This window comes from Hymenobacter sp. BT491, assembly GCF_014349165.1.
GTDB lineage: Bacteria > Bacteroidota > Bacteroidia > Cytophagales > Hymenobacteraceae > Hymenobacter > Hymenobacter jejuensis.
Map to the genome: position 1 here is coordinate 902,189 of NZ_JACSJJ010000002.1, position 16,685 is coordinate 918,873.

Sequence of the window (16,685 nt, forward strand, 5' to 3'; positions counted from 1 at the left end):
ATGAATCCCGCCCAAGCCATTCGCCTCAGCAAATTTCTCAGCCTGCACTTGCGGCATCGGTCCGAAGCGTTGGGCTTGGCCTTGCAGGCCGGGGGATGGGTAGGAGTGGAGGAGCTGCTCGCCGCCTGCATCCGCAAAGGTCAGGCTATCAGCCGAGCCCAGCTGGATGAACTGGTGCGGGGAAGTGACAAACAGCGTTTCGCCTATGACGAAACGGGTACCCGCATTCGCGCCCAACAGGGGCACAGCGTAGCGGTAGATTTGGAACTAATGCCTTCTGAGCCACCGGCCGAGCTGTATCACGGCACCGTAGCCGCCGCCATGCCGGCCATTCGGGGCGAAGGCCTGCGCAAAATGAATCGCCACCACGTCCATTTGTCGCCCGACCCAGAAACTGCACGCCGGGTAGCGAGCCGCCGCGGCCAACCCGTGGTTTTGGTAGTGGATGCGGCGGGGCTGTACGAAAGTGGAGCTGTCTTTTATGAATCGGGCAACGGCGTGTGGCTGGTGGACCAAGTGCCGCCGGAGTTTTTACGGGAAGCGTAGTAACCGCCGGCCGAAGGCAAGTATTTGCGGATAGAATCGTTGCTTTGTGGTGCGCCTAGTTCAGCCTCGACGCGGCGCAAGCATACCATCGCCTTTACTTTACTTCCCTTGGACTCACAGGAAATCATTGCGCGTACAGCCGAATTTGTTCGGCAAAAATTTCTTCACGAAGGTTCCGGCCACGATTGGGAGCATATTCGGCGCGTGTGGCAAGTAGCTCGCCAACTGGCAGTTAGCACGCCGGGCGCCGATATGGTAGTTACCGAGCTTGGGGCCTTGCTCCACGACGTAGCCGATTGGAAATTCCATGGCGGCGACGAGGAAGCCGGTCCGCGGGCCGCCCGTGAGTGGTTGAGTAGCCTGGCGGTGGAGGAAGCCGTGATGCAGCGGGTCGAAGCCATCATCCGGGAGATTTCCTTCAAGGGCCTCGGTGTGCCCACGCCCATGAGCACCCTGGAAGGCGAACTCGTGCAGGATGCCGACCGCCTCGATGCCATCGGGGCAATTGGGGTGGCGCGGGCCTTCGCCTACGGCGGGCACAAAGGCCGTCCCTTGCACGACCCCGCGGTGCCGCCCGTTGCGCACGAGTCATTTGCGAGCTACAAACAGAATGTGGCGCCCACGATCAACCACTTCTACGAAAAGCTTTTACACCTGCGCGATCGCCTGCACACGCCCGCGGCCCGCGCCGTGGCCGAGGAGCGCCATCGCTTTATGGAAATCTTTCTGGCGCAATTCCTGCGTGAATGGAACAGCGAAGACGTAGGTGCAGGGGCTGGTAATCAGCCCACCATCACTGCCACCGGCGAGGTCAAGTAAAAACCACTACACGCTGCTAGCGAAGAGCTAGTACTTTTGAAGGATGAAATCACGCTTACTTTTTACCCGGCTTGGGCTGCCGCTGCTGTTGCTCCTGACGGTGGCTTCGTGCCGCACTTGTCCGATTGCTTCCTGCCACACGCGCAAGGTGCATTTGCACGACGGCACCAAGTATCACGGGCAACCGTGGTTCAAAAAACAGAACCCCGCAATTGGCGAAAAGATCAAGGTACACAAGCAGGAAACCGGCCGGCACAAGAACGATAAAAGCAAGGGCCTGAAGTAGCCTAAAGCGGGCGAAATACTAGGTAAAACGGGCTTTTTTGCGTATCTTGCAGGCTTAACGTAGTACTCATTCACCGGCGCCGGAACGGCCCTTTCGGGGGCCGCCGGCCGACTCATTTGTCCCTATGGCGGAAGGCGAAAAGATCATTCCGATTAACATTGAAGACGAGATGCGTGGGGCTTACATCGATTACTCGATGTCGGTTATCATCTCCCGAGCTTTACCCGACGTACGCGATGGTTTGAAACCCGTACACCGGCGCGTGCTGTATGGCATGAGCGAGCTGGGCGTCTCTTACAACAAATCCTATAAGAAAAGTGCTCGTATCGTGGGCGAAGTGCTGGGTAAATACCACCCACACGGCGACTCCTCCGTGTACGATACCATGGTGCGCATGGCCCAGGATTGGAGCTTGCGCTACCCGCTGGTAGATGGGCAGGGTAACTTTGGCTCGATCGACGGCGACTCGCCGGCGGCCATGCGTTACACCGAAGCCCGCCTGAAGCGGTTGGCCGACGAGCTGCTGGGCGACCTGGACAAGGAAACGGTTGATTTTCAGCCCAACTTCGACGACTCGCTGGAAGAGCCCAGCGTAATGCCGGCCAAATTCCCGAACCTGCTGGTCAACGGCACGTCGGGTATTGCCGTGGGTATGGCGACCAACATGGCGCCGCACAACCTGACGGAAGTTGTGGATGGCATCATTGCCTACCTCGAAAACCCGGAAATCACCATTCCGGAGCTGATGGAGCACATCCTGGCCCCGGACTTTCCGACCGGTGGCACGATTTACGGCTACGAAGGCGTAAAACAGGCGTTCGAAACCGGTCGCGGCCGCATTGTGGTGCGGGCCAAGGCGCAGTTTGAAACCTTGCCTTCGGGCAAAGAGCAGATCATCATCACCGAGATTCCCTACATGGTGAACAAGGCGTCGATGATCGAAAAGACGGCTGCCCTCATCAACGAAAAGCGGATCGAAGGCATCGCCGACTTGCGCGACGAGTCGGACCGCGACGGCATGCGCATCGTGTACGATTTGAAGCGCGACGCCATGCCCAACGTGGTGCTCAACCAGCTGTACAAGTACACCCAACTGCAAAGCAGCTTCGGCGTCAACAACGTGGCGCTTGTTAAGGGCCGGCCCCTGACGTTGAACCTGCGCGAGCTGATCGTGTACTTCGTCGAGCACCGCGCCGAGGTAATCATTCGCCGTACGCGTTTCGAGTTGGCTGAGGCACAAAAGCGGGCTCACATTCTGGAGGGCCTTCTCATTGCCCTCGATCATCTCGACGAGGTGATCTCCTTGATTCGCGGTTCGAAAGATCCGGAAGTGGCTCGTGCTGAGTTGATTGCGCGTTTTGCCCTGAGTGAAGTGCAGGCTCGCGCTATCCTCGACATGCGTTTGCAGCGGCTTACGGGCCTGGAGCGTGATAAGATTGTAAAGGAATACGAGGAGCTGATGCGCCTGATCGACCACCTGAACGCTGTATTGGCGTCGGACGAGTTGCAGCGGCAGATCATCAAAGACGAGCTCATCGACATTCGGGAACGCTACGGCGATGCCCGCCGTACCGGCATCGAGTATGCCGGCGGCGACTTCTCGATGGAGGACATGATTGCCGACGAGAGCATGGTAATCACGATCTCCAACGAAGGCTACATCAAGCGCACCCCCCTCGACGAGTACCGGGCCCAAGGCCGCGGGGGGGTTGGCGCACGCGGCGCAGCCTCCAAGCAGGATGACTTTACGGAACACCTGTTCGTGGCCACCACGCACGAATACCTCTTGTTCTTCACTGAACTTGGTCGCGTATTCTGGCTGAAAGTGTACGAAGTGCCAGAAGGAGGGAAGAACGCCAAAGGCCGTCCTATCCAAAACCTGATCGAAATTCCGCGTGAAGACGCTGTTCGTAGTGTGCTGAATGTCAGAGGGTTGCGTGATCCTGATTATCTGGAGAATACGTTCCTGATGTTCTGCACCGAACAGGGCACGGTAAAGAAAACGCCGTTGGAAGCGTATTCTCGTCCGCGGGCGGCGGGTATCAATGCCATCACCATCAACGAAGGCGACCGGCTGCTCGACGTACAGCTCACCACTGGCAACAGCGAAGTGGTGGTAGCGTTGCGTTCGGGTCGGGCGGTGCGTTTCTCCGAAAGCAAAGTGCGCTCGATGGGCCGCAATGCAGCCGGGGTTCGCGGCATTTCGCTTTCCGACGAAAAGGACCGCGTAGTGGGCATGGTCTGCATTTCTGATTCGTCACAGGAGCTGTTGGTGGTATCGGAAAACGGCTACGGCAAGCGCTCGGAGCTGGAAGAATACCGCGTGACCAACCGGGGCGGCAAAGGGGTTCGGGCCATGAAGATCACCGAAAAAACCGGTGCGTTGGTCACAATTAAGGACGTCAACGATACGGACGACCTGATGATCATCAACAAATCGGGAATCACCATCCGTCTGCGCGTAGCCGATCTGCGCACAATTGGCCGGGCCACGCAAGGGGTGCGGTTGCTCAAGATCAACGAAGGCGACGAGATCTCGTCGGTTGCGAAAGTCGCGGCCGATGAAAAAGAAGCCGAGGCCGAACTCAACGGCAATGGCAATCCGGACGGGGAGGGGCCAGTGGTAGACGTCGCCGCAGCCGATGATCTGGCCGCCTTAACCGATCCAGAGACCCTTAGCGCAAATTAATTTCCACGGCAGAACTCGATTTCGGGTTCTGCCGTTTGCGTAGCAATTCCTTCCTTTCACTCACCCTACTTATTCTTCAGCAAAAACCTATGAAGAAGATTTTTCTGACGCTCGTGGCTGCTGCCGCGCTGCATACCGCTTCGGCGCAGAACTCGGCAGTAACTAATGCCATTCTGTTCCAGAAACAAGGCACGCTCGACAAGGCTCGCACCGAAATCGACAAGGCCATCACCAACGAGAAAACCTCAGGCAAAGCCAAGACTTGGTATACCCGGGGCGATGTGTATCAGGGCATGGTGGATAGCCCTATATATGGTAAAGCACTTCAGCCAGGCGAAGGCACTAAAATTGCCTTTGAATCCTATCAGAAGGCCATTCAAATCGACGGCAAAGACGGTGAGTACGGCAAATTGGCTACTGCCAAGCTGGACAACCTGTACGGCGCGGCGCTGAACGCTGGCGTGGAAAACTACAACGGCAAGAACTACGGCGAGGCCCTAAAAGCCTACCAGATGGCGCAGCAAATCCGGCCGGCCGACACTACCGCGTATTTGTACGCGGCTTATGCTGCCGAAGCCAACCAGGATTTCGCCTCGGCTAAAAGCAACTATTCGAAGCTGATGGCCTTGAATTACAAGTCGCCACAGGTGTACGGCCGGTTGTTGCAGATCGCGCGTCAGGAAAAGAACGATGCTGAAGCCAAGCAAATCATTCAGCAGGCATTGCAGGCATATCCCAACAACAAAGCCTTTTTGTTGGAAGACCTGAACATGGACCTGACGGCGGGTCGTGGCAAGGATGCTATTGACAAAATCAACCGCGCCATTGCTGCTGACCCCACCAATTCCAACTTGTACGCGGTGTTGGGTTCGATCTATGACCAAAACAAGCAATCCGACCAAGCGCTCGCTGCGTACCGGAAAGCAGTTGAGATCGATCCGAACAACTTTGATGCGCAATTTAACCTTGGCGTGTACAACTACAACAAGGCCGCCGATGCGTATACCAAAGCCAGCAAGATGGACTTGGCTTCGTACCAGAAGTCCGGCAAGAAGCTGGAAGCCGACGGCAAGAAATACTTCCAGGATTCGGTGCCGTATTTCGAGAAAGCGCTCCAGCTTCAGCCAAACGATCGTGCCACGATCAGTTCGTTGCAGAAAGTGTATTTCCGCTTGGGTCGCACAGCCGATGCCGACAAGATGAACGCCAAGCTCAGCGCGCTTAAATAAATTAGTGCGATTACCCTGTGAAAGCGGGGGAGTATAAAACCCAAGAAATAGCCCGAATTCGTTGTTCGGGCTATTTCTTGGAAGATCTACTTAACATAATATAAATTATAAGACAAATGGCTTTGTTCAATTTGCGGTGGTCTCCACGCTTTGCATATATGCTTTAAGCGATTTTAAGCTACTAGGACGCATGACAAGTCCCTGTGTTTCCACGTGTCTTAAAGCAGTTGAAATTCGGCGCGTTATAAATCGGAAATCACAGAATCTAGAGCAGTTAAACCTAGACATGTAAGATTGTTAAGTGCGCGCCACCGATTGTGGCTAGATGTAATTCCTGCTGGTTTGCAAAGATGGTTTCGTTAAAGTGCTCATCATCTCGTCAAAGCTTTTTGTTGCATTATCACATCATCAATGCCTAGTGGCCACGCTGAGTCAGAAGTCGAAGCGGCAACTGGTGTGCTTGGGCAATACAGACGGCTGCGTTAGATAAGTATTGGGAATCTATTCATTGTTGGACCGCCCATGGCATGTAGATGTCCTTGCAGCGCTATGATTACCATGTCGTGATCTCGGAGTCGTGATCTCGGAGTCGTGACCTCGGAGTCGTGACCTCGGAGTCGTGACCTCGGAGTCGTGACCTCGGAGTCGTGACCTCGGAGTCGTGACCTCGGCGGTTAGTAGAAATTTCACGAAGATGTTTAGCTCTATATTGGTTAGAAAATACTCTGGCGCTTTGGGTTCCCTCCTGTCTATCAGAATCAGAAACTTTGCCGTGAACTTTCATTCTCCTGTATTTACTGCCTTCTAGCCGCACTTGTATATATAAATGCAAAAGTTCTATAAGAATCTAGATGTGTCGCCAGTGGCGTTGCAGACGGCATTAAAATCACTCAAAGCTCCTACTGCTTGCCCCAGGCGCCCGACTGTATGGGTAGTATTATCTTTTAGGTAATTAGTAATTGATATTGCAGTATAATTAAGGGATGTGTTAAAAAAGTATAAGTACGTATATGATAGTACAAAAAAGTATATATTATAATTAACATTTTGTACTTTTTTGTACTTTATGCTACTATTATATGCTTATTGTTTATATACTTGTTGCACTTTATTTCGTATATACCCAACAAGACATCCTCCTAATAATATGCCGAAGACTATAGACTACCCCCGCACTAGTTACATAGGCGCTTGGGAAGTAGCAGAAGTTGTTGATGACACCGGTGGTAAATGTGCACTTGAAACGTGTGCACGTAAGCTTAACAGAAAGGTCAGCGGTTCATTTAAAGCAATAATAGGCTCAGCCGTTAAGTTTGGCTTGTTAACCAGCAAGCGAGAGTTGCTCACCACGACAAATCTCTTCAGACGCATCAAACACGCCTACGATAAGCAGGAAGAGAAAATCTTTCATCGCGAGGCCTTCCTCCATCCTCCCTTATTCACGCAAATCTGCCGGAAGTTTCGCAATCGGGAACTGCCGGTCCATATGTTTGATGTGATGCTGATCCGAGAATTCGGAGTCGAAGAAATTAATGCTCAGAACGTTTCCAAAGCCTTCGTGGACGGCGCTCGGATGGTAGGCATTCTGGATGAACGCAACGTAGTAGCCGACATTGACCAACTGGCCCAACAACAGCCGCGTCGAGAACTAGCCAGTACTGAAATGCCGATCAATGCTTTTCGGTCTCCAGAACCCACGCGCAGTGCAAGCAACCCGGCGACAACTGTATCGCCCGATTCAGGAGTACTTTCTACCAATGGCATAAAACCTGATAACCCGCTTGTACCCAGCAGCCGGACGCGGGATGCGATCTCCAGTCTGTTTGGACTTGACACCGACGATCTGGACCAGGAGACTAAACCAGAGTTTGTACCCAATGGCGGGCCTGCAAACGTCTTTACCACACCAGATGCTACGGATACAACCCGCGCTGCTCCATCTCCGCCATCTACAGCGATTAACGGCACCACAAACGAACCTGCGTCTACCCAACAGACGGCAACACCTGAAAGAGCACTTACGCCGTCCGTTTCCACCGACCAGACGAGCGAACGGGCCTATGCCATCCGTATCAACGGGCCCGGCATAGATACGCAGTTGCAGATCCAGGACGCTGATGATTTAGAAATCGTCGGCTTTCTATTGGAAAAGATCCGCAAACAGCTCACTCGGTAAGTGAAATTACCCCAACGGCCCCTCCCGTTGTGCGCAAGGACACGAAGAGGCCGTTGGGATAAAAATACAATTCAACAATCCGTGTAAATATTATGTTAATAAACTATCGGGTGCAATTACTAATGTAACTAATTGATTGACATTCATTTACATTAACCTTTCGCTGAAGTAAGCTTACCATCCACCAGCCGTCTTTCGCTGTGCGGCCGAGGAAGAAGCTATCGATGCGTTCGCTGCGCAGGCGGGCGCGCCATTTGCGGGGCAGTTTCTCGAGCACATGCGGGTCAGAAGAGAAAACCACTACTGGAAGCGGCGGCAGCTCTGCGGCCGTGGTGTCGGGGTGCCAAGTGGGGATGGCCCGGCCAGCATTCCAGACCTGCTTAATGTGCACTTCCTGCTGCCCCACCCAAGGCAGGCGCTGCAGGTCGGCCCGCTCCCGCACGTCGGAAATGTGACGTAGGGAGCCATCGCCTTTCCGAGCTTCCCAGACCGGGTATGCCGGCATCAGCAACGCCAAAACCGCCGCCATGCCAGCCGCGGAAGCCCCCGTCAGGTGCACGGGTTGGCGACGCTGCCAGCCTTGCCGCCACACCAGCACCGCCAAGCTGCCAAACACCCCCAAAGCCGCCCCAAACCGCAGCGTGGCCGGCTCAAAGCCGGGCAACTTAATGACCACCATTGCAACGGGTACCAGCAGGCACACCAACAACAGCAGCCCCGCCCAGACCCGCAGCCAGACGCCATCGGCCGGACGCAAGCGGGGCAGCGTCCGGCTGGTTTCCCAGTGGCGGAGCATTCCGCCCATCAACAAGGCAAGCGGCGGCATCAGGGGAAGCATGTAACGCTCCTTTTTCTCCGGCACGGCGCTGAGTAGCACCAACGTAACCAACAGCCACCCCAAGGCAAAAACATACGGAATATAGGCTTCGCTGCGTCGGCGAGCATACGGCACAGCCAAGGCCGCCAGAGCAACTACGGCCCAAACGCCGGCAAATACCGGAAAGTTTAGGTAGTACCACCAAGCCTGAACGTGCCGCTCTCGCCAAGCGGTTACTTCGGTCTGGGCTACGGCTAGCGCCGCGGGCTGGACGTGCTCAAAGATATACAAGGGCCACGCCCCTCCTACTAATACAGCTATCAGCAAGGCCACCAGCAGCCCGCCACGATGGGCGCGCAGGCGCGCACGGCCCGCAGGATTCAGCCGCTGTATGCAGTAACAGGCGGCAAAAGGCAGCAGCAACCCGTAGAGAGCAACCGGGCCTTTACTCAGAAAAGAACACCCCAACAACACACCTGCTCCCACAAAGCAGCCGTAGCTGGCCCCCGCCGAGTTCAGCCCGCGCACGAGCAGCCAGAGGGCCCCAACCATAAAGCAATTGGAAAAGATGTCCCACTGCCCTTCCCGGCCCGTGGTCACCAGCAACAGACTGCTAGCCAGCACCAGCGCGGCCAGCCAAGCTGTGCGACCGGGAGCCGCGGCTTCGGCCGGCTGCTCCCGGGTCAGTTCGCGGGCCAGGCCCCAGAAAAAGAAAATCAGCAGCGTGGCCATCAGGGCGGCCGGCAGGCGCAGGACGGCCAGATTCTGGGTCGGGCCGACGACTTTCAGCAGTGCTGCCACGGCCCAGGTTGGGAGCGGCGGCTTGGCCAGGCGCAACTCCCCGTTCATGGTCGGAATAAGCCAAGAGCCTCCGGCGGCCATTTCGCGGGCGGCCACAAAGTTGCGGGATTCCATCAGGCTTACTTCGGGCGCGCCCAAATGCACAAAGAAGCTGAACAGGCAGACGAGCAACACCCAGAACACGCGTTGCCGCGGTACATAGCGGCGAAAAATAGTTGTAGTGTCCAATGCCGGTCTGTATGGGGTTCAGTAGAATTTGCGTAAGTATCAGTCTATCTGCTGCTTAGCTTCCGCTTCGACTTCTGCTTCACTCTCGTCATCAGCGTCGGCGTCGGCCGTTGCCGGCAGTCGCTCCTCCTCGGAAGTCGGCCGGCCCAGCTTGGTGAGCAGTCCTTCCAGGTTATCGACTTCGATGGCGTCGGGGTGACAGGCCAACAGCCGATCCAGAGTTTTGCCCGAGCGCCCCCCGAAGATAACCACCTGCAGCCCCGCTTGCTGCGCCTTGGTTACGCGCTCCGGCGTGGCCACATCCTTGCGAATGACCACCCCTTGCAGGTGTTCGGCCACCGCCACGGGCAGGCCCTGGTCAAAATCTTCGGTGATTTCGAGGGCCAGCGCCGCCGCCGGCAACTGCGCGCGAAACAAACGCAAGGTTTCTACACGGTTGGTCAGGATCAGGACTTTCTCGCGGGGCACGTTGTATTGTTGCAACGCCCGTACTAATGCCCGGACCAGGGCCGGTGAGCGGGCATACCCTGCACCGTCCGGGGCACACTCGTCCAGTTCGTGCAGGTCCAGGTGCAAATGCGGGTAGCTACGGCGCTTGGCCAACGTGGCGAGCAACGTTTCGAGGGCAATGGGCTGCTCGTGCTGCAACCAATCGTAGGGCCAGCCCCCACGGTAGTGGAGCCGGGTCAGGGCCGCGGCCGACTGCTGACTCACGCAGCCCGTACCGTCGGTCATGGAGGCAAGCGTCTGGTCGTGGTAGAGCACCGGGATGCTGTCCTGGCTGAGTTGAATGTCCACTTCCACCCCGTCGGCGCCCCGCGCCAAGGCGCGTTGAATGCCCCCTAAACTACTCGGAGGCAAGGCATTAAAGGGATTGATTGGCGTAAAAAACCCCGAGCCGGCATGCCCCAGCACCAGCAGGCGCCGGGCCTGCGAGGCCGCGGAAGGCGGTCGAAAAACTTGGTGAATCGTCGGGACGGCGGCGACACACAACAGCCCCGCAACCAATAACGTAGGTAACAAATGCATCCGCGATAGGTATATAAAAAAGGTAAAAGCTATACGGCCACCCTAGCTAAACGATTCCGACGCCAGATTGTTAAATCGCACTACCTTTGCCGCCCCCTCTCGGCGGGTTCTTTCCTTTCATTCTACCGCTGCTTATGCCCTCTATTCTGGTGACCGGCTGCGCAGGTTTCATCGGGTCGCACTTGTGCCAGCGCCTGCTCTCCGATGGACACCGCGTCGTGGGACTCGACAATTTTGACCCGTTCTACGACCGCACCCTCAAGCTCGCCAACCTGGCGCCGCTGCTCTCCCACCCGCACTTCTCGTTTCACGAAGTCGAGCTGCGCCACGGGGCCGAAGCCCTGGCCGATGCCCTGCCCGCCGACCCCATCGACGTGGTGGTGCACCTGGCCGCCAAAGCCGGCGTCAGCCCGTCGGTGCGCCAGCCCATTGCCTACCTGGAAAACAACGTCCTCGGCACCACGCAGCTGTTGGAATGGATGCGCCAGCGCGACATCAAGAAGCTGTTCTTTGCTTCGTCGTCGTCGGTGTACGGCAACACGCCGGAGCGGCCCTTCCGCGAAGACATGAACCTGCTCTCGGCCTGTATTTCGCCGTATGCAGCCTCCAAGCTGGCCGGCGAGCAGCTGACCTACACTTACCACCACTTGTACCAGCTGGACGTGCTGAATGCCCGGTTTTTCACCGTGTACGGCCCGCGCCAGCGCCCCGACCTGGCCATTCATAAGTTCGTGCGCTTGCTGCGCGCCGGCCAGCCGATTCCGGTATTTGGCGACGGCACCACCGCCCGCGACTACACTTTCGTGCTGGATACCGTCGACGGCATTGCCCGCGGCGTGCAGTACTTGCTCGACCACGAGAATGTGTACGAAACCCTCAACCTGGGCAACAACCGCCCGGTGCCCTTGCTCGAACTCATTGAGGAAGTGGGCAAAGCCGTAGGCATCACGCCGCGGCTGGAGTTTCTGCCCATGCAGGCCGGCGACGTCGACATTACCTACGCCGACATTAGCAAGGCCCAACGCCTGCTCGGCTACCAGCCCCGCACCTCGCTCGCCGACGGCCTGCGGCAGTTTGTGCAGTGGCTGGCCGAAACGCACCAGGCACAACTTCTATAAGGTTTTAACAAGAAAAGGCCTCTTCACAAGTAATTGATTATCAATTACTTGTGAAGAGGCCTTTTTGATTTTCCTTGTTGCTGCGTTCTTATGCGGCCTTGGCTTGTTGCTCGCGGCGCAGCAGCACGATGTTGCGGGCGTACACCACGGTACCGAACACGTTGCCCAGAATCAGCACGGCATCCACACGCAGGAAGGCATACAGCAAAATCAGCACGGAGCCCACAAAGCTCACCACCCAGAACCCCAGCGGCAGCACCGATTCGCCCTTGCGCTCGGAATACAGCCACTGGTAGACGAAGCGCAGCAGAAAGATGGTTTGGCCCACCGCGCCCAGCACCAGCACGCCCCGCGGAATGCGGGCGTCGAGCATGCTGCGCAGGCTAAAATGCTGATTGCCCACGGCAAACCACGCCAGCATGGCCAACGGAAACGCGTACGCGCCCGCCCGGAACAGGCCGTGGAGCTTGCGCCATTCGCCCAGCAGCTGCAGGTTGCGGATGTAAATGGCGTAGCTGATGATCTGGGCGCCCAGGATAACCGGATCGTGGCGCAGAATGCCGTACACGATCATCATAAACGACGACACGAGGCTGATTTGCCAAAACAACGTCGGCACCAACACGCGCCGGGCACGCTCGCTCTGCACCCACTGCAGCACAATGCGGCTCGAAAACAGCAGCTGCGAAATCAGCCCGATGGCCAGGGCTAGGGTTTGCGTCGACATGCTCACCACCCCCGACTACGCACGGCTACCGGGCGCACCCGCGCCGCGCTGCTGCTCCCCGATCTCGTAGTTTTTCCAGCGCGAACGGATCCAGCGGAAGCCGAACGTGTCGACCAAGGGTTTCCAGGCGCGGTTCCAGAGGTTGTACTTGGCCGTGCCGGCAAAGCGCGGGAAATGCTGCACCGGAATCTGCTTGACGCGGCCGCCCTGCAACTGTACCAGCGCCCCCAGGAAACGGTGCATGCCGTGAAACAAGGGCAGCCGACGGGCATACTCGATTTTGAGGATCTTGAGCGGGCAGCCCGTGTCCTGAATGCCGTCGTTGATGAGCGTGCGCCGCACGGTGTTGGCCACTTTCGAGGAGAGCTTCTTGACCAGCGTGTCCTGCCGCTTGGCCCGAATGCCGTTGACCATGTCGAACTCGGGGAAGAATTCGAAGAACTTCAGAAAATCCAGCGGCGAAGTCTGAATGTCGGAGTCGATGTAGCCGAGGAGCGTGGTGCGGCAGTGGTCGACGCCGGCCTTGATGGCCGTCGAAAGGCCCCGGTTCTGGCTCAGCGAGATAAACTCGTAGCGCGTGTCGTGGCGGCAGATCTCGCGCAGAATGGTCAACGAACCGTCCGTAGAGCCGTCGTTGACGAACAGAACGGTGGTGGCCACCGGCGTCTGTTCGAGGAATTTGTTCATCTCCACCACAAACTGCCGCAGGCTTTCTTCCTCGTTGTAAACGGGAACCAGCACGGTCAGCGATTGCAGGGCCAGGTAATCGGGGGTAGCAGGCATAGAAACAGCTAAAAACGGGGCGCAAGGTAGGCAGAAAGCACGGCAATCGCCGTGTTGTTGCACCCCAGGGCCTTCAGGCAGAGCCGACTACCATTCTAGTACGGTTTGTTCGCCTAGTTCTGCCGGCGGGATTCCCTACTGTGCACCGCCGCAATTGGCCAGTCCGGTAATCATCCGGTAAGCACAATCCGGCGCACTTCTCCCCGGTCTACACGGCCCTCGCTGAGGTGGTTATTGCAGACGGCAATCAGGGCCAGTTTCTTGAGTTTGCCTACCTGTTTGATATTCATAAGAACTCCTTTGAAAAGCTTATTTATACAGGGACTTGCTTGTCAGACCTTTGTATAGCCAACTCCCGCATACCGCAGCGGAGTATGTGCAAACTACTATGAGCAAGCCCACCAACAACCCCAGCACGCCAGCCGGCACAAAGCGTGGCCCGGCTGAGTATTTTACCGGCACGGCCTGGGTCACCATGCTGGCCGGCGAGAATCCGACTGACTGCACCGTCGGGGACGTGACCTTCAAGCCGGCCGCCCGCAACAACTGGCACCGGCATCCGGCCGGGCAGCTGCTGGTCGTGACAGCGAGCCAAGGCTACTGAACTGTTCCGGCAGTTGCCCATCCTCCAGGAACACTTCACCCAGCAGCCTACCTGTATGAGAGGCTTCAAGGTTTTCACCATTGACACCGCCACCGGGCCGGTTCAGCCCAGTGGCCGACGCGACCTGTACACGATTTACCTGCTCACCGGCCCGCGCCACCTACACCGGGCCGACCAGGAGGCGGTACAGGCCGGCACCCGCTTGTGCTTCGGGGCTCCGCAGAAAGTAGGCACCCCGGAAACGGCAGCCACTCGCCAGACCGGGTACTGCTGCCTGTTCACGGAAGCCTTCGTCAACGAGTGCGAGGATGCAGCGGACCCCAAAGCGTTGCCACGGGCGTTGCTTGACTACAAAGGCACGTGTTCGTACTCGTTGCCCGAAGAGCAGGCAGCCTACCTCACCCTTCTGTTCGAGCGCATGCTGCTGGAGCAACAGACCACGTATGTTTTTAAACAGGAGCTGCTCCGCAGCTACCTGCAACTCGTTTTACACGAAGCCACCCGCCTGCAGCAGCCGGCCCCTACCCGCTGCTTCCGGTATTACTTCCGGCGGCCAAGCGTGACGCGTGGACTCGATTCAAGCTGGCGGAGCCGGCAGCGGGGCAAGCGTTAATTCTTAAGCGGGCGTAAGCAACGCCCGCCATTCACGGAAACTGAAAGCGCTGTACCATACATGATTGATCCAGCAACATTCTAACCTAAAACAAGAACAAACCATGGAAAATAACATCAAAGGCAAAGTAGTAATCATTACGGGAGCCAGCAGTGGGATGGGCGAAGCGGCAGCGAAGCATTTAGCGGCCCTTGGCGCAACGGTCGTACTAGGTGCAAGGAGAGCAGACAGAATTGCGCAACTGGCCAAGGAGATTCAGTCGAATGGCGGGCAGGCCCTTGCCCGCGCGGTGGATGTCACGCAGAGAGACCAGGTAAAGAACCTGGTAGAGGCGACCGTTGCGCAATTTGGGCGGGTAGACGTCATCCTAAACAATGCCGGCATCATGCCCTTGTCGCCCATGGACCGCCTGAATGTGGAGGAGTGGGATAAAATGATTGACGTCAACATCAAAGGGGTGCTGAATGGCATTGCCGCCGTTCTGCCCTACATGAAAGACCAGAAGTCCGGTCAAATCATCAATACTTCTTCGGTGGCGGGCCACAAGGTGTTTACGGGCTCGGCCGTTTATTCGGCGACCAAATATGCGGTCCGTGCCTTGACAGAAGGCTTACGGATGGAGGTGAAACCGTATAATATCCGGACAACCATCGTTTGCCCCGGCGCTGTAAAAACGGAGCTGCTGGAGCACATCACGGAGGCCGACATCCAGCAAGCGAACCAGGAGTATGTGGGCGCAGTCGGAATCAGCCCGGACAGTTTTGCACGGGTGGTTGCTTTTGCCATTAGCCAGCCGGAAGATGTAGACATTAACGAGGTCATCTTTCGACCAACATCCCAGGAGCTTTAAAATAAAATAATCCCTGGGAGGCTATGTTTCTCTGAACGAACAATGCCTGGGCGGCTACTCACCAACGCAGCGGGGTGCAAATCGTACAGCGCTGGCTACTCCTGCGGGGCGCGGTCGCCCTCCTCAAGTTGGTGCGGCCTGTTCGACTTCGGGCTGAGCGCGGAGGAACTGGCGGCCATTGCCACGCAGGAAATCAGGGCCAGTGCCTTCTTCGACCACCGCGTCCCCGTCATCGTACAGTGGATGAGCGGGGCTCGGTTTGACCTCTGGCCACCAGCCCCAAAAGGCATGCTGCCGACAGCAGCGCGTTTAATTCTTTCTAACTCTTTGCTAATCAAGGATATGCAACAACGCACAGTAGGCACTAACGGCTTACAGGTATCGGCCCTGGGCCTGGGCTGCATGGGCATGAGCTTTGGCTACGGCCCGGCTCCCGACCCGCAGGAAATGATTCAGCTACTTCGCGCCGCCGTCGAGCAGGGCGTCACCTTCTTCGACACGGCGGAGGTGTACGGCCCCTGGGCCAACGAGGAACTGGTGGGCCAGGCCCTGCAGCCCGTGCGCGACCAGGTAGTCATTGCCACCAAGTTCGGCTTCGACATCGACCAGGCCACCGGCCAGAACCTGGGCGGGCTCAACAGCCAGCCCGCGCACATCCGGCAGGTGGTGGAAAACTCGCTCAAGCGCCTGCGCACCGACCGCATCGACCTGCTCTACCAGCACCGCGTGGACCCGGCGGTGCCCATGGAGGATGTAGCGGGGGCGGTAAAAGACCTCATCGCCGAAGGCAAGGTCAAGCACTTCGGCCTGAGCGAGGCCGGGGTGGAGGCCATCCGGCGGGCCCACGCCGTGCAGCCGGTAGCGGCCCTGCAGAGCGAGTACTCGCTGTTCTGGCGCGAGCCGGAGCAGGAAATCCTGCCCCTGCTCGAAGAGCTGGGCATTGGGTTCGTGCCCTTCAGCCCGCTGGGCAAGGGTTTTCTAACAGGTAAGATTGACGAGCACACCGAGTTCGACAAGTCGGATTTTCGCAACACCGTGCCACGCTTCTCGCCCGAAGCCCGCCAGGCCAACCAGGCCCTGGTGGAGCTGCTGGGCCGCGTGGCCCAGGACAAGCAGGTGACCCCGGCGCAGATTGCCCTGGCGTGGCTGCTGGCCCAAAAGCCCTGGATTGTGCCCATCCCCGGCACCACCAAGCGGCACCGCTTGGAAGAGAACCTCGGCGCCGTCGAGTTGGAGCTCTCGGCCGACGACCTGCAAGAAATCGGGCAGGCTGCCGCCCGCATCCCCGTGCAGGGCGCCCGCTACGCCGAAGCCCAACAGAAGATGATTAACCGCTAAGCGGTAGTGGCATTCAGGCTTTCAACCAGTAC

General features: G+C 57.5%; 15 protein-coding genes. 11 read left to right on the plus strand and 4 right to left on the minus strand.

The window, feature by feature from the left end; translation table 11 throughout:
* The 6 genes from H9I52_RS09580 (at position 1) to H9I52_RS09605 (ending at position 7,745) form a co-directional block, all read left to right on the plus strand.
* Complete coding sequence (locus H9I52_RS09580) at positions 1 to 546, plus strand: RNA 2'-phosphotransferase (RefSeq protein ID WP_187453675.1); 546 nt, start codon at positions 1 to 3, stop codon at positions 544 to 546.
* Between the two features lie 108 nt (positions 547 to 654).
* On the plus strand, positions 655 to 1,365 hold the full coding sequence (locus H9I52_RS09585) for an HD domain-containing protein (RefSeq protein WP_187453676.1): 711 nt from the start codon (positions 655 to 657) through the stop codon (positions 1,363 to 1,365).
* 43 nt (positions 1,366 to 1,408) lie between these two features.
* Positions 1,409 to 1,651, plus strand: coding sequence for a hypothetical protein (locus H9I52_RS09590; protein WP_187453677.1), 243 nt, complete (start codon positions 1,409 to 1,411; stop codon positions 1,649 to 1,651).
* 124 nt (positions 1,652 to 1,775) lie between these two features.
* Positions 1,776 to 4,340 (plus strand): DNA gyrase subunit A, encoded by a 2,565-nt coding sequence (gene gyrA / locus H9I52_RS09595; RefSeq protein ID WP_187453678.1) that lies wholly within the window; start codon positions 1,776 to 1,778, stop codon positions 4,338 to 4,340.
* 89 nt (positions 4,341 to 4,429) lie between these two features.
* Positions 4,430 to 5,569, plus strand: coding sequence for a tetratricopeptide repeat protein (locus H9I52_RS09600; protein WP_187453679.1), 1,140 nt, complete (start codon positions 4,430 to 4,432; stop codon positions 5,567 to 5,569).
* A gap of 1,147 nt (positions 5,570 to 6,716) precedes the next feature.
* Complete coding sequence (locus tag H9I52_RS09605; RefSeq protein ID WP_187453680.1) at positions 6,717 to 7,745, plus strand: hypothetical protein; 1,029 nt, start codon at positions 6,717 to 6,719, stop codon at positions 7,743 to 7,745.
* 103 nt (positions 7,746 to 7,848) lie between these two features.
* Here the strand turns inward: H9I52_RS09605 and H9I52_RS09610 are convergent, their stop codons facing one another.
* Positions 7,849 to 9,591 carry an ArnT family glycosyltransferase gene (locus H9I52_RS09610; RefSeq protein WP_187453681.1) on the minus strand — a complete coding sequence of 581 codons (1,743 nt, stop codon included), beginning with the start codon at positions 9,589 to 9,591 and terminating at the stop codon, positions 7,849 to 7,851.
* A 39-nt stretch (positions 9,592 to 9,630) separates the two neighbouring features.
* Positions 9,631 to 10,620: a glycerophosphodiester phosphodiesterase gene (locus H9I52_RS09615; protein WP_187453682.1), complete on the minus strand. Its 990-nt coding sequence runs from the start codon at positions 10,618 to 10,620 to the stop codon at positions 9,631 to 9,633.
* A gap of 134 nt (positions 10,621 to 10,754) precedes the next feature.
* On the opposite strand from H9I52_RS09615, the gene H9I52_RS09620 reads away from it, so the two are divergent.
* Positions 10,755 to 11,738, plus strand: coding sequence for a GDP-mannose 4,6-dehydratase (locus H9I52_RS09620; RefSeq protein WP_187453683.1), 984 nt, complete (start codon positions 10,755 to 10,757; stop codon positions 11,736 to 11,738).
* An 88-nt stretch (positions 11,739 to 11,826) separates the two neighbouring features.
* Here the strand turns inward: H9I52_RS09620 and H9I52_RS09625 are convergent, their stop codons facing one another.
* Positions 11,827 to 12,465 carry a lipid-A-disaccharide synthase N-terminal domain-containing protein gene (locus H9I52_RS09625; RefSeq protein WP_139517216.1) on the minus strand — a complete coding sequence of 213 codons (639 nt, stop codon included), beginning with the start codon at positions 12,463 to 12,465 and terminating at the stop codon, positions 11,827 to 11,829.
* Positions 12,466 to 12,480: 15 nt separating this feature from the next.
* A complete protein-coding gene (locus tag H9I52_RS09630) occupies positions 12,481 to 13,248 on the minus strand; it encodes a glycosyltransferase (protein ID WP_187453684.1) in 768 nt (255 codons plus the stop codon).
* Between the two features lie 388 nt (positions 13,249 to 13,636).
* Here H9I52_RS09630 and H9I52_RS09635 point away from each other — a divergent pair, with 388 nt between their 5' ends.
* The 4 genes from H9I52_RS09635 (at position 13,637) to H9I52_RS09650 (ending at position 16,653) form a co-directional block, all read left to right on the plus strand.
* A complete protein-coding gene (locus H9I52_RS09635) occupies positions 13,637 to 13,852 on the plus strand; it encodes a hypothetical protein (protein WP_187453685.1) in 216 nt (71 codons plus the stop codon).
* Positions 13,853 to 13,907: 55 nt separating this feature from the next.
* Entirely contained in the window at positions 13,908 to 14,465 is a 558-nt protein-coding gene (locus tag H9I52_RS09640) for a hypothetical protein (protein ID WP_187453686.1), read from the plus strand.
* A 103-nt stretch (positions 14,466 to 14,568) separates the two neighbouring features.
* On the plus strand, positions 14,569 to 15,315 hold the full coding sequence (locus H9I52_RS09645; RefSeq protein WP_187453687.1) for an SDR family oxidoreductase: 747 nt from the start codon (positions 14,569 to 14,571) through the stop codon (positions 15,313 to 15,315).
* 342 nt (positions 15,316 to 15,657) lie between these two features.
* On the plus strand, positions 15,658 to 16,653 hold the full coding sequence (locus tag H9I52_RS09650) for an aldo/keto reductase (protein ID WP_187453990.1): 996 nt from the start codon (positions 15,658 to 15,660) through the stop codon (positions 16,651 to 16,653).
* Positions 16,654 to 16,685 lie beyond the last annotated feature (32 nt).

What these genes read in the sequence shown, in the direction of transcription:
- H9I52_RS09650 (WP_187453990.1), top strand. Translation starts at nt 15,658, where the DNA reads ATGCAACAACGCACAGTAGGCACTAACGGCTTACAGGTATCGGCCCTG.
- H9I52_RS09635 (WP_187453685.1), top strand. Translation starts at nt 13,637, where the DNA reads ATGAGCAAGCCCACCAACAACCCCAGCACGCCAGCCGGCACAAAGCGT.
- H9I52_RS09615 (WP_187453682.1), bottom strand. Translation starts at nt 10,620, where the DNA reads ATGCATTTGTTACCTACGTTATTGGTTGCGGGGCTGTTGTGTGTCGCC.
- H9I52_RS09590 (WP_187453677.1), top strand. Translation starts at nt 1,409, where the DNA reads ATGAAATCACGCTTACTTTTTACCCGGCTTGGGCTGCCGCTGCTGTTG.
- H9I52_RS09580 (WP_187453675.1), top strand. Translation starts at nt 1, where the DNA reads ATGAATCCCGCCCAAGCCATTCGCCTCAGCAAATTTCTCAGCCTGCAC.
- H9I52_RS09600 (WP_187453679.1), top strand. Translation starts at nt 4,430, where the DNA reads ATGAAGAAGATTTTTCTGACGCTCGTGGCTGCTGCCGCGCTGCATACC.
- gyrA (WP_187453678.1), top strand. Translation starts at nt 1,776, where the DNA reads ATGGCGGAAGGCGAAAAGATCATTCCGATTAACATTGAAGACGAGATG.
- H9I52_RS09625 (WP_139517216.1), bottom strand. Translation starts at nt 12,465, where the DNA reads ATGTCGACGCAAACCCTAGCCCTGGCCATCGGGCTGATTTCGCAGCTG.
- H9I52_RS09630 (WP_187453684.1), bottom strand. Translation starts at nt 13,248, where the DNA reads ATGCCTGCTACCCCCGATTACCTGGCCCTGCAATCGCTGACCGTGCTG.
- H9I52_RS09640 (WP_187453686.1), top strand. Translation starts at nt 13,908, where the DNA reads ATGAGAGGCTTCAAGGTTTTCACCATTGACACCGCCACCGGGCCGGTT.
- H9I52_RS09605 (WP_187453680.1), top strand. Translation starts at nt 6,717, where the DNA reads ATGCCGAAGACTATAGACTACCCCCGCACTAGTTACATAGGCGCTTGG.
- H9I52_RS09620 (WP_187453683.1), top strand. Translation starts at nt 10,755, where the DNA reads ATGCCCTCTATTCTGGTGACCGGCTGCGCAGGTTTCATCGGGTCGCAC.
- H9I52_RS09645 (WP_187453687.1), top strand. Translation starts at nt 14,569, where the DNA reads ATGGAAAATAACATCAAAGGCAAAGTAGTAATCATTACGGGAGCCAGC.